This is a genomic window from Pseudoxanthomonas daejeonensis (assembly GCF_010093205.1).
Lineage (GTDB): Bacteria > Pseudomonadota > Gammaproteobacteria > Xanthomonadales > Xanthomonadaceae > Pseudoxanthomonas > Pseudoxanthomonas daejeonensis.
Map to the genome: position 1 here is coordinate 266,727 of NZ_PDWN01000002.1, position 12,932 is coordinate 279,658.

The 12,932-nt window shown below is 69.9% G+C and carries 8 protein-coding genes; 5 read left to right on the top strand and 3 right to left on the bottom strand.

The features are described from left to right. The first annotated feature begins 90 nt into the window (after positions 1-90). Positions 91-1,932 (top strand): TonB-dependent vitamin B12 receptor, encoded by a 1,842-nt coding sequence (btuB, locus tag CSC65_RS02735; protein ID WP_162408440.1) that lies wholly within the window; start codon positions 91-93, stop codon positions 1,930-1,932. 375 nt (positions 1,933-2,307) lie between these two features. Here btuB and dinB read toward each other — a convergent pair whose 3' ends face one another. Next, positions 2,308-3,399 carry a DNA polymerase IV gene (dinB, locus tag CSC65_RS02740; RefSeq protein ID WP_162408441.1) on the bottom strand — a complete coding sequence of 364 codons (1,092 nt, stop codon included), beginning with the start codon at positions 3,397-3,399 and terminating at the stop codon, positions 2,308-2,310. Between the two features lie 232 nt (positions 3,400-3,631). Between dinB and fabA the strand changes: the two genes are divergently transcribed. Together fabA and fabB are read left to right on the top strand one after the other, a co-directional pair. After that, positions 3,632-4,147, top strand: a complete 516-nt coding sequence (gene fabA, locus CSC65_RS02745; RefSeq protein WP_162408442.1) for a 3-hydroxyacyl-[acyl-carrier-protein] dehydratase FabA — start codon at positions 3,632-3,634, stop codon at positions 4,145-4,147. Between the two features lies 1 nt (position 4,148). Beyond that, the gene (gene fabB / locus CSC65_RS02750; RefSeq protein ID WP_162408443.1) at positions 4,149-5,363 is read left to right on the top strand and encodes a beta-ketoacyl-ACP synthase I; all 1,215 of its coding nucleotides are present in this window, start codon (positions 4,149-4,151) and stop codon (positions 5,361-5,363) included. A gap of 215 nt (positions 5,364-5,578) precedes the next feature. Here the strand turns inward: fabB and CSC65_RS02755 are convergent, their stop codons facing one another. Together CSC65_RS02755 and CSC65_RS02760 are read right to left on the bottom strand one after the other, a co-directional pair. Beyond that, positions 5,579-7,624: a M3 family metallopeptidase gene (locus CSC65_RS02755; protein ID WP_162408444.1), complete on the bottom strand. Its 2,046-nt coding sequence runs from the start codon at positions 7,622-7,624 to the stop codon at positions 5,579-5,581. A gap of 183 nt (positions 7,625-7,807) precedes the next feature. After that, positions 7,808-8,911, bottom strand: coding sequence for a PLP-dependent cysteine synthase family protein (locus CSC65_RS02760; RefSeq protein WP_162408445.1), 1,104 nt, complete (start codon positions 8,909-8,911; stop codon positions 7,808-7,810). Between the two features lie 148 nt (positions 8,912-9,059). On the opposite strand from CSC65_RS02760, the gene CSC65_RS02765 reads away from it, so the two are divergent. Further along, on the top strand, positions 9,060-10,805 hold the full coding sequence (locus tag CSC65_RS02765) for an alpha/beta hydrolase (protein ID WP_162408446.1): 1,746 nt from the start codon (positions 9,060-9,062) through the stop codon (positions 10,803-10,805). 72 nt (positions 10,806-10,877) lie between these two features. Next, a complete protein-coding gene (locus CSC65_RS02770; RefSeq protein WP_238390248.1) occupies positions 10,878-12,842 on the top strand; it encodes a pyridoxal phosphate-dependent decarboxylase family protein in 1,965 nt (654 codons plus the stop codon). The last annotated feature ends 90 nt before the right edge of the window (positions 12,843-12,932 follow it).

Sequence of the window (12,932 nt, forward strand, 5' to 3'; positions counted from 1 at the left end):
CGCGTGGCGTCTGTCCGCTCCGTGCACCTTCCTTTCGCGACTCCCCACACTGGCGCCGGGTGCGGCGCCACGCACGCATGGAGTTGCCCGATGACGTTCCGCCCGCTGACCACCGCCGTCGCCCTGGCGCTGGCCCTGCCCCTCACTGCCTGGGCCAACCAGGCCACCGACCTCGACGAAGTGCTGGTCACCGCCACCCGCACGCAGATCGCCCTGCGCGACAGCCTGTCGCCGGCCCAGGTCATCGGCCGCGCCGAGATCGAGCGCAGCCAGTCCACCTCGCTGCAGCAGCTGCTGGCCGGCCGCGCCGGCATCAACCTGACCAACACCGGCGGCATGGGCAAGCAGACCTCGCTGTTCCTGCGTGGCGCCGGCTCCAACCAGCTGCTGGTGCTGATCGACGGCGTGCGTATCGGTTCGGCCACCGCCGGCTTGCCGGCGCTGCAGGACCTGCCGGTCGAGCAGATCGAACGGATCGAGATCGTGCGCGGCCCGCATTCGAGCCTGTACGGTGCTGATGCGATCGGTGGCGTGATCCAGATCTTCACGCGTCGCGACACCGGCGCCCTGCAGCCGCGCGCGATGGCCGGCATCGGCAGCAACAACCTGCGCGAAGCCAGCGCCGGCCTGGGCCTGGGCGGCGAGCGCGGATGGTTCGGCGCCGACTTCGCCTTCCTGCGCACCGACGGCATCAACGCTTGCGATGGCACCGCCGCCGGCTGGGGCGCCGGGTGCTTCGCCGACGAACCGGACCGCGACGGCTATCGCAACCGCTCGGCCAACCTGCGCGGCGGCGGCAAGCTCGGCGAGGCCTGGACACTCGAGGGCACCGCGCTGCGCGCCGAAGGCTACAACCACTACGACGGCAGCTGGGCCAACTACTCCGAGACGGTGCAGCAGGTGTTCTCCGGCAAGCTGCGCTTCGCACCCTCGACCGCGACCGCATTCCAGGCCACCGTCGGCCGCAGCTACGACGAGTCCGACGACTACGGCGCCACCGGCTTCGTCGGCGGTCTGGAGACACGTCGCGACCAGGCCTCGGTGCAGGGCGATTTCATGCTGCGCGAAGGCCAGACGCTGACCGCCGGCCTGGACTGGCTGGACGACCACATCACCGGCAGCACCGCCTACGACGTGGACAGCCGCGACAACACCGGCGTGTTCGCCGAGTACCAGGGCCGCTTCGGCGCCCAGCAGCTGCAGGCCGGCCTGCGCGGCGACGACAACGAGCAGTTCGGCAGCCACAACACCGGCAACCTGGGCTGGGGCTGGCACTTCGATGGCGGCCTGCTGCTTTCGGCGCGCTACTCCACCGGCTTCCGCGCACCGAGCTTCAACGACCTGTACTACCCGTACTACGGCAACCCCGACCTGCAGCCGGAAGAATCGAAGAACATCAACGTCGGCCTGTCCGGCGAAGTGCAGACCTGGCGCTGGACGCTGGACGTGTTCGAGAACCGCGTCGACGACCTGATCAGCTTCGATTCGGCCACCTTCCTTCCCGGCAACATCGACACCGCGCGCCTGCGCGGCGGCGAGCTGACGGTGGCGACCACGTTCGCCGGATGGGACCTGGCCGCGCAGTACAGCCATGTCGATCCGCGCAACCGCTCCAATGGCACCAACCGCGGCAACCTGCTGCCGCGCCGCGCGCGCGATACCGGCCGCATCGACCTGGACCGCGACTTCGGCGACTTCGCCTTCGGCACCACGCTCAACGCCGCCGGCAGTCGCTATGACGATGCGGCCAACCTGGTGCGCGTGGGCGGTTACGCGACCTTGGACCTGCGCCTGGAATACGCGCTGGGCAGCGACTGGACCGTACTGGCTCGGGTGACCAACCTGTTCGACCGCGATTACCAGCTGGTGGACTGGTACAACCAGCCCGGCCGCGAGTACGGCCTGAGCGTGCGCTGGCAGCCGGCACGCTGAGCGAGGGCGCGAAACCCGGCATCGCGACGATGCCGGGTTTCCGTGCGACGGCGAATCATCCCGACGCCCGCCAGCCGCGCCCTCGTGGCTTCCAACGACGCGCCAAGCCTGCTGCGCACGCCCAGCAACCACTGGCGCCACACGTTCGACGTGCGCCGCGACAGCGACACGCACGCCCCTCTCCCGTTCACCGAAGCGCCGGCGCGGACTTCGAAGTCGAGGGCGATACCCTGCTGATCAAGGTCGTCCACGACGACGGAGCCGGCATGGTGCGGCTGCGAGAAGTGAGCGGATCGCACTGCGACGCTTCGCCCGCGACGAGACCCTGGATTCCCACTGGCAGGCCCGGGTCGGCCGACCGCTCGAACGGCACGGTCAGTCCGCGGCGAACAGGTCGGCCTGGGACGCGACCTCCTCCGGCTCGCGGAAGCCGGACAGGCCGACGCCAACCAGGCGGTAGCGCGTGCCCGCCGGCATCGCCACCTTGGCCCGCAGCGCCAGCGCGATCGTGGCCAAGGCCTGCGCCGAGTCCGGTGGCGCATCGGGCGTGAGGCTGCGGGTCAGGATCCGGAACTGGGCCGTCTTGAGCTTGAGCACGACGGTACGGGCGACCCGCCCGGTCTTGCGCGATGCCTGCCACGTCTTGTCCGCCAGCTGCCGGATCGCCGGTTCCAGGGCGTCCAGCGGCAGGTCTTCGGCGAAGGTGTCCTCTGAGGAGACCGACTGCACCGGCTGGTCCGGCTCGACCGGCCGCTCGTCGATGCCGCGTGCGCGCCGGTGCAGCGCGGCGCCGAAACTTCCGAAGCGCCGTTGCAGTTCCTCCAGCGACAGTGCGCGCAGGTCGCCAACCGTGGCTATGCCCAACGCTTCCAGCTTGCCCTGCATCACCTTGCCCACGCCCGGGATGCGGCCGACCGGCAGCGGGGTCAGGAACGTCTCGACCTGGCGCGGACGCAGCACGAACAGGCCATCGGGCTTGTTCCAGTCCGAGGCGATCTTGGCCAGGAACTTGTTCGGCGCCACGCCGGCCGAGGCGGTCAGCGCGGTCTCCTCGCGGATCCGCGCGCGGATCGCCTCGGCCACGGCGGTGGCGCTGGGCAGGCCGGACTTCGCCTCGGTGACGTCGAGATAGGCCTCGTCCAGCGACAGCGGTTCGACCAGGTCGGTATGGGCCAGCATGATTTCGCGGATCTGGCGCGACGCGGCCTTGTAGCGGATGAAGTCCGGCGGCACGAACACCGCGTCCGGGCACAGCCGCTCGGCCCGCAGCGCCGGCATCGCCGAACGCACGCCGTATTTCCTGGCCTCGTACGAGGCCGCGCACACCACCGAACGCGCGCCGCGCCAGGCCACCACCACCGGCCGCCCGCGCAGCGAGGGGTCGTCGCGCTGCTCCACCGACGCGTAGAAGGCGTCCATGTCCACGTGGATGATCTTGCGCGACGGCTGCGGAACTTCGGGAGGCATGCCCGCCTATTGTGCCGGCAACCCCGGCGGACGGCCGTGCGTGCGCCGGGCCTGCCGTCCGCGCCGGTACACGGCGTCGGCTTGCGGGCGGGGCTTCCCGCGCAGCAGCAGCGGGCCTTCGCGCGGCGCACGCCGGAGACGCCCACGCGAACAGACGCCCGCGTATGTCCAACATTTGATTGAAACAGTATTTCTCGGGCACCATTTAACGCTTTTCCTGCCCGGAACCCCCATGACTCGCGCCTCCTCGTTCACCCGCGAACAGCTGGTCGCCAGCGGTCGCGGTGAACTGTTCGCCTCCGGCGACGCCCGCCTGCCCGCCGACCCGATGCTGATGTTCGACCGCATCGTCGAAATCAACGACGACGGGGGCAAGTACGGCAAGGGCTTCATCCGCGCCGAACTCGACATCCGCCCGGACCTGTGGTTCTTCCAGTGCCACTTCATCGGCGACCCGGTGATGCCCGGCTGCCTGGGCCTGGATGCGATGTGGCAGCTGGTCGGCTTCTACCTGACCTGGCTGGGCGCGCCCGGCCGCGGCCGCGCACTGGGCTGCGGCGAGGTCAAGTTCACCGGCCAGGTACTGCCCAAGGCCACGCTGGTCACCTACGAGATCGACATCAGCCGGGTCATCAACCGCAAGCTGGTGATGGCCCAGGGCGACGCGCGCATGCTGGTCGACGGTCGCGAGATCTACACCGCCAAGGACCTGCGCGTGGGCCTGTTCACCTCCACCGAGGACTTCTGACATGGCACGCCGCATCGCCATCACCGGCATGGGCATCACCTCGTGCCTGGGCAATGATCTCGACACCGTCTCCGCCGCGCTGCGCGAAAGCCGCGCCGGCATCCGCGCCCTGCCCGACCACGCCGAACGCGGCCTGCGCAGCCAGGTCGGCGGCGCGGTCGAACTGGACCTGGACGCGGAGATCGACCGCAAGCTCAAGCGCTTCATGAGCGACGCGGCGGCCTACAGCTACGTGTCCATGCGCGACGCCATCGCCGACGCCGGCCTGGACGAGGCGCAGGTGAGCAACCCGCGCACCGGCCTGATCGCCGGTTCCGGTGGCGGCTCCAGCCGCTGGCAGGTGGAAACGGCAGACCTGCTGCGCGAGCGCGGGGTGCGCAAGGTCGGCCCGTACATGGTCCCGCGCACGATGTGCTCGACCGTGTCGGCCAACCTGGCCACCGCGTTCAAGATCAAGGGCCTGAGCTATTCGATCAGCGCGGCCTGCGCGACCTCGGCGCACTGCATCGGTGCCGCGGCCGACCTGATCCGCCACGGCGCCCAGGACATCGTCTTCGCCGGCGGCGGCGAGGACCTGGACTGGACCATGAGCGTGATGTTCGACGCGATGGGCGCGCTGTCGTCCTCGTTCAACGACACGCCGGAGAAGGCTTCGCGTCCGTACGACGCCGGCCGCGACGGCTTCGTCATCGCCGGTGGCGGCGGCATGCTGGTGCTGGAGGACTGGGATCACGCGGTGGCCCGCGGCGCACGCATCCATGCCGAGCTGGTCGGCTACGGCGTGACCTCCGACGGCGCCGACATGGTCGCCCCGTCCGGCGAAGGCGCAGTGCGCTGCATGCACATGGCGCTGGAAGGTGTGCGTGGCCGCAAGGTCGATTACCTCAACACCCACGGCACCTCCACGCCACTGGGCGACGTGACCGAGCTGCAGGCGGTGCGCGAGGTGTTCGGCGAAGCGGTGCCGCCGCTGTCCTCGACCAAGGCCCTGTCCGGCCACTCGCTCGGTGCGGCCAGCGTGCACGAGGCGATCTACTGCCTGCTGATGATGCGCGACGGCTTCATCGCCGGATCGGCCAACATCGAGAACCTCGACCCGCGCGCGGAAGGCTTCCCGATCGTGCGCGAAAGCCGCGACGCGCAGCTGGACCTGGTGATGTCCAACAGCTTCGGCTTCGGCGGCACCAACGGCACGCTGGTGTTCGCGCGGCCCTGAGCGCAGCGCCGGTTACGTGACGTGAAACGGAGAAGCCCGGCGCAAGCCGGGCTTCTTGTCATGGGGAAGCAGCGGCTCTGCGGGCAGCGAGGACGCTGCGCTGCCCGCATCCCGGCTACGCGCGCATCCGGGCCCGACCGGCAAGCAAAGGATCCTGGATCCCCTCGTAGCGCGGGGCCTGCGCCGTTACGAACGCTTCCCCATCCTGCGCCGGCTCAGGCCGCCATCCCCGAGTGCCGCAGCAGCGCATCGATGTTCGGCGCACGGCCGCGGAAGGCGGTGAAGTTCTCCAGCGCGCTGCGACTGCCACCGCGCGACAGCACCTCGGCGAGGAAGCGCGCGCCCGTGGCTGCCAGCTGGTCCGGGGCTTCCTCGAAGGCGGCATAGGCATCGGCGCTGAGCACCTCGGCCCACTTGTAGCTGTAGTAACCGGCACCGTAACCACCGGCGAAGATGTGGCTGAACTGGTGCGGGAAGCGATGCCAGGACGGCGCACGATTGACCGCGACCTCGTCGCGCACGCGTTCCAGCAGCTGCAGCACGCTTTCCTGTTCCGGCATGAAGCGACTGTGCAGTTCCATGTCGAACAGGGCGAACTCCAGCTGGCGGACGGTGAACATGCCGCTCTGGAAATTCCGGGCTGCCAGCATCCTGTCGAACAGTGCGCGCGGCAGCGGCGCGCCGCTGTCCACGTGCGCCGTCATCGCCTGCACGCGTGCCCACTCCCAGCAGAAGTTCTCCATGAACTGGCTGGGCAGCTCCACCGCATCCCACTCCACGCCGTTGATCCCGGCCACCGGCAGCTCGCCGATCGCGGTCAACAGCTGGTGCAGGCCGTGACCCATCTCGTGGAACAGGGTGGTGACCTCGTTGTGGGTGAAGGTGGCCGGCTTGCCGTCCACGCCCTTGCCGAAGTTGCAGACCAGGTAAACGAGCGGTGTCTGAACAGCCGGCGGCGTCTGGGTAGCGGCCGCGCGGGCACGGCGATTGCGGCAATCATCCATCCAGGCGCCACCGCGCTTGCCTTCGCGCGCGTACAGGTCCAGGTAGAACTGGCCCAGCAGCTGGCCATGCGCATCCTCGACCCGGTAGAAGCGCACGTCCGGGTGCCACGCCGGCGCGGTGTCCGGCTTCACCTTCACCGCGTACAGCGATTCGATCACCGCGAACAGGCCGGCCAGGACCGGCTCCTCGGAGAAGTACTGCTTCACTTCCTGCTCCGAATAGCTGTAACGCGCCTGCTTGAGCTTCTCGCTGGCGTAGCCCAGGTCCCAGGGCTGCAGCTCGTCCAGGCCCAGTTCGGTGCGGGCGAACACTTCCAGCTCGGCGCGATCTCGGCGCGCGAACGGCAGCGCGCGGCCAGCCAGGTCGCGCAGGAAAGCCAGTACCTCGTCGGGTGATTGCGCCATCTTGGTGGCCAGCGAGTACTCGGCGTAGCTGGCGAACCCCAGCAGCCCGGCCAGTTCGGCGCGCAACGCGAGGATGCGGTCGATGAGGGCGCTGTTGTCCAGCTCCGCCGGACCGGCCTCGGAAGCGCGCAGGCCGTTGGCGCGATACAGCGCCTCGCGCAGCGCGCGGTCGTCGCCATAGGCCTGCACCGGCAGGTAGCACGGCATCTGCAGGGTCAGCTTCCAGCCCGGCCTGCCCTCCTTCTCCGCGGCCGCGCGCGCGGCCGCGACCACGTCCGCCGGCAGGCCGGACAGCCGTGCCTGGTCCTCGACGTACAGCGCGAACGCGTCGGTCGCGTCGAGCACGTTCTGCGAGAACTTCGCCGACAGCGCCGCCAGCTCCTCCTGCACCGCCGAGTAGCGCTGCTTGCCGGCGTCATCCAGCTCCGCGCCGCCGAGGCGGAAATCACGCAGCGCGTTGTCGACCACCTTGCGCCGCACCGCGTCGTAGCCGGCGTACTCCGGTGCGGCCACCAATGCCTTGTACTGCGCGAACAGCTGCAGGTTCTGGCCCAGCGACGCACCGAAGCGGGTCACCTTGGGCAGGTTGGCGTTGTAGGCCTCGCGCAGCGCCGGGGTGTTGACCACCGCCTGCAGGTGCCCGACCTGGCCCCAGGCGCGCCACAGGCGTTCGGTGGCGTCCTCCAGCGGGACGACGAAGCTGTCCCAGGTCAGCGGCGCAACGGCCTCGGCATCCTTCACCGCCGCTTCGGCCTGGGCGAGCAGCGCGTCGATGGCGGGTGCCACGTGCTCGGGGCGGATCGCGTCGAAACGGGGGAGACCGGAAAAATCGAGCAGCGGATTGGCTTGCATGGAGGGCCGTGGATCGTGGGTTCACCGGATAGATGCCGCCAGCCGGGGCGGAAATCAAGCGCGCCGGACCGTTGGCCAGACACCCGCGCAGGCCTGCGCCACGAATCCGACACGCGACGGGATCGTGGAACCAGCGGATTCGTCGCCCGCCGCTGGCGGCCCGGCCGCCGGCGAGGCGCCGCGCTACAGCTCGCCGCAGGCCGGCAGTCCGTCCAGCATCCCGCCCGCCACGGCCGCGGCGATTGCCTGGTCCGCGCCCTCCACGTCGATCCCGTGCCGCACGTACCAGGCCGGGTCGTAGTAGCTGTGCGCATAGCGCGCGCCACTGTCGCAGAGGATGCTCACGATCGAGCCGCCCTGCCCGGCTTCGTGCATCGCCTGGGCGGCGCGCAGCACGCCGACGAAATTGGTACCGGTCGAACCGCCCACGCGGCGACCCAACGCGGCGCTGACGTGCCGCATCGCGGCCAGGCTCAGCGCATCGGGCACCTTGACCATCGCATCGACGCAGCCGGCAATGAAGCTGCGCTCCACCCGCGGCCTGCCGATGCCTTCGATCCGCGAACCGCCGCCGATGGCCAGGCCGACATCGGCGCGACCCTCGCGACAGGACACGTAGTAGTCGTAGAACACCGACGTTTCCGGGTCGGCGCAGAGCACCCGCGTGTCGTGGCGTCGGTAGCGCACGTAGCGACCCAGGGTCGCGCTTGTGCCGCCGGTACCCGGGCCGCACACGATCCACGTCGGCACCGGATGCGGCTCCTCGGCCATCTGCTTGAAGATCGACTCAGCGATGTTGTTGTTGGCGCGCCAGTCGGTGGCCCGCTCGGCGTAGGTGAACTGGTCCATGAAGTGGCCGCCGGTCTCGCGCGCCAGCGCTTCGGACTCTTCGTTGAGCGAGCAGGCGCTCTCGACCAGGTGGCAGCGGCCGCCCTGGAACTCGATCGCCGCGATCTTCTCGGGCGAGGTCGAGGCCGGCATCACCGCGATGAACGGCAGCCCGAGCAGGCGCGCGAAGTAGGCCTCCGACACCGCGGTCGATCCGCTGGACGCCTCCACCACCGTGCTGCCTTCGCGCAGCCAGCCGTTGGCCAGCGCGTAGAGGAACAGCGAACGCGCCAGGCGGTGCTTGAGGCTGCCGGTGGGGTGGCTGGACTCGTCCTTCAGGTAGACGTCGACGCCCGGGTAGCCCGGCAGCGGCAGCGGGATCAGGTGGGTATCGGCCGAACGGTTGAAGTCGGCCTCGATCGTGTGGATGGCGGCGGCCACCCAGGCGCGCTGGGACATGGACGTGCTTGCGGATTCGGTATCGCGATCTTACCGGGACGGATCGACCCCGCGGAGACGGGAAGCGCGACCGCGGTCACGTCAATGACCCGGGCCGCTATAGTGGTCCCGGGGGCGCCTTGTGCGCATACAGGCTAGGGGGAACCGGATGGGAAACTCCGCGACTGAAGCAGGTGACACACCCGGCAGGCGCGGCGGCGCCCTGGCCAGCACGATCCGCCAGCGCCTGTTCGGTCGCTTCGGCAACACCGGACTGGTGCTGGGTGCGCTGTTTTTCTTCGCCTCGCTCACTCCCAGCCTCACGCCGCGCATCACCGTCGCGCAGGCGGTGCTCTCGGGACTTTGCCTGGCCGCCGGCTACGGACTGGGCGTGCTGCTGCGCTGGCTGTGGGCCTACCTCGAACTGCCGCTGCCGGGCGCTGGCGGCGAAAAACCGCGCCGCCGCATCGTGCTCGCGTCCTGTGCCGCGCTCGCCGCCATCGCTTTGTGGCGCAGCCAGCACTGGGACGACATCGTCCGCACCCTGATGCACCTGGAGCCGGCTGCACCCGCGCGCGCCCTGGGCGTGCTCGCGGGTGCGCTCCTGGTCGCCGTGCTGGCCGTCGTGGTCGGACGCGCGGCACTGGCGGCCGTGCGCGCGGTGATGGGCCTGGTCGCGCGTCGCGTGCCGCGCCGGATCGCCCGCGTCGTGGGCGCGATCGCTGGCGTGCTGCTGCTGGTGGGCCTGGTCAACGGGGTGATCTTCAGTGCGATCCTGGACATGCTCGACGCCTCGTACCGGCAGGCCGACAGCCTGATCCCGCCCGAAATGCAGGCGCCGCAGGCGCCGGACAGCCCCGGCAGCGCGCAGTCGCTGGTGGCCTGGAACGAACTGGGCCGGATGGGCCGGCGTTATGTCGATGCACGGCCCACGGCCGCCGACATCGCCCAGCTCGCAGGCCCCGGCGCCAAGGCGCCGCTGCGCGTCTACGCGGGCCTGCCCACCGGCGACACGCCGGAAGAACGGGCCCGCCTGGCACTGGAAGAACTCAAGCGGGTCGGTGGTTTCTCGCGCAAGGCGCTGGTGATCATCACCCCGACCGGTACCGGCTGGGTGGATCCGTCGGGCATCGACGGAATCGAATACCTGTACCGCGGCGACATGGCCAGCGTCGCGGTGCAGTACTCGTACCTGTCCAGCCCGCTCACCCTGTTCCTCGACCCCGATACCGGCGGTGTCACCGCGCGCGCGCTGTTCCGCGAGGTGTACGGCTACTGGCGCACGTTGCCGGCCGGGCAGCGGCCCAAGCTGTTCCTGCACGGCCTGAGCCTGGGCGCGCTCAATTCCGAGCGTTCGTTCGAGCTGTTCGAGCTGCTGGAAGAACCATTCGATGGCGCGGTCTGGAGCGGGCCGCCGTTCGCGGCCTCGCAATGGGCCGGGCTGACCCGGGCGCGCACTCCGGGCACGCCGGTGTGGCTGCCGCAGTTCGAGGACGGCTCGTTCGTCCGCTTCATGAACCAGGAAGGCAGCTCCACCCCGCCCGGCACGCCCTGGGGACCGATGCGGCTGGTGTACCTGCAGTACGGCAGCGACGCGGTGACCTTCTTCGACCGGAACAGCTTCTTCCGCCGGCCCGAACTGCTCGATGCCCCGCGCCCTCCGGATGTATCCCCGGCCATGCGCTGGTATCCGGTGGTGACCGCGATGCAGATGGCGATGGACACCTCGCTGTCGATGAGCGCGCCGATGGGTTTCGGCCACGTCTACGCGCCCTCGCACTACATCGATGCATGGCTCGAAGTCACCGGCATCGATGACTGGTCGCCGGAGGACGTGGCCCGGCTGCAGCGCCACCTGGACGAACGCCGCGCCTCGGAACTGTCCAAGGTCCCGGACCAGACCGTCGACGGCTGAGCCGCCGGACCATCCACCGCCGGTTTGATCCAGATCAGGGGCCAACCGGGCACGTCGGCATAGGCTGCCCGCATGTCCGACCCACGCCTGGCCAATGCCGCCCTCCCGATGGATTCCGCTGCCCCCGGCGCGGAGCAGCGTCGGCTCGACGCCTGCTTCCTGGGCCCCTACGGCGAGAACGACTCGCTGCTGGAAAAGCTGGTGGTGGAATTCCTCCGCGACCACGTGCACTGGCGCCGCAATTTTCATCCCGAGGATCCGCCCGCCATCCCCACCACCGCGGCGCAGCATCCGCAGTACCAGGCGCTGGAAGCGAAGATGCGCCGCGAGCTGCACCAGCTGTCGGCTGCGCTGAAGCAATCGGTGCCTTTCCACAGCCCGCGCTACATCGGCCACATGGCCTCGGACCTGCTGCTGCCCGGACTGGCGGCGCAGATCCTCGCCTTGCCCTACAACCCGAACAACGTCAGCGAGGACGCCGCGCCGATCACCGTGCAGCTGGAGATCCAGGCCGGGCTGCAGCTGGCGCGCATGCTCGGATATCCCAGCGACCCCACGCGGCCGGACTGCGCATTCGGCCACCTGACCTCCGGCGGCACCCTGGCCAACTACCAGGCCCTGCGGCTGGCGCTGGCGCTGAAGGCGTTCCCGGTCGCGCTGCGCGCGGCGGACGTACCGGACATCGGCGTGCCCGAAGACGATTGGCAGGCTTTCAACCTGGAGCCGGCCGCCGCGATCGCATTGCTGGTGCGATGGCAGGACTGGCTCGCCAGGCTGGATGACGGCGAGGCCCGGGCCTGGCGCGAACGCTTCCAGGCCCAGCGCCCGGAGACCCTGGGCCTGGTCGAATTCTTCGCCCGCCACCGCGACCTGAAGGTCCCGCAGGTACTGGCGCCGATCACCGCGCACTACTCCTGGAGCAAGGGCCTGAAGATGCTCGGCCTCGGTCGCGCGCAGCTGCGCCTGGTGGCGACGCGCGGCATGCGCATGGATGCCGACGCCCTGCGCCAGGTGCTCGACGATTGCGAACGCGAGCGCCAGCCGGTGCTGACGGTCGTGGGCGTGCTGGGCAGTACCGAGTACGGCACGATCGACCCGCTCGACGAGATCGTGCAGGCGCGTCGCGACATGGCCGCGCGCGGGCTGGGCTTCGGCATCCACGTCGATGCGGCCTGGGGCGGCTACCTGGCCACGCTGTTCCGCAATCCCGACGGCAGCCTGCGCACGCCAGCGGAAATCCGCGGCGAGTACCGCGACTTCCCGCAGCCGGAGGTGCATGCCGCCTTCGCGGCCCTGGCCGAAACCGATTCGGTGACGGTGGATCCGCACAAGCTCGGCTACCTGCCCTACGGCACCGGTGCCTTCATCTGCCGCGACCATCGTGCGACCGCGCTGATCGCCGAACAGGCCGACTACGTGTTCATGGAAGGCGCATCCGGCGACTACATGGCGCGCTACCGGCAGCTGGGCCAGTACATCCCCGAAGGCTCCAAGTCCGGCGCGGCGGCCGCGGCCGTCTACGTCACCCACCGCGTGCTGCCCCTGGACCATGCCAACTTCGGCCTGATGCCCCGGCAGACGGTGCTGGCCGCCGAGGCGTTCCAGGCGCGCGCGCAACGGTTCGCGCGGGACATGCAGGGCGTGGTCTCGGCCTGCGTGCCGTTCCCCCCCGACAGCAACCTGGTCTGCCTTGCGCTCAACCCCCACGGCAACCGCGACCTGGCTACCGCCAACGCCTTCGTCCGCCGGCTCTACGACGAGCTGCGCTGCGACCCGCACAAGCCCCTGCAGGTCAAGCAGTTCTTCTCATCGATCACAACCTTGCAGCGATCGATGGTCGGCGACGCGGAGCTGCATCGCATCCTGGACGGGCTGGGCATCGATACGGGGACGCTGGACCACGACCGGGCCGACCGGCTGGTGATCCTGCGGCACACGCTGATGAATCCCTACCTGATCGACCACGAGAACGGCATCAGCTACATCGACCGGTACTTCGAATACCTGGGCGTGCTGCTGGGCACCGCGCGGGGATAGCCGCCACGGCGCTGACGCGGGCGGCCGTTGGCCGGCCACGCGGCGGAGCGGCCGCCACCGGGCAGGCCAGAGCGTCACCAAGGACGGGCC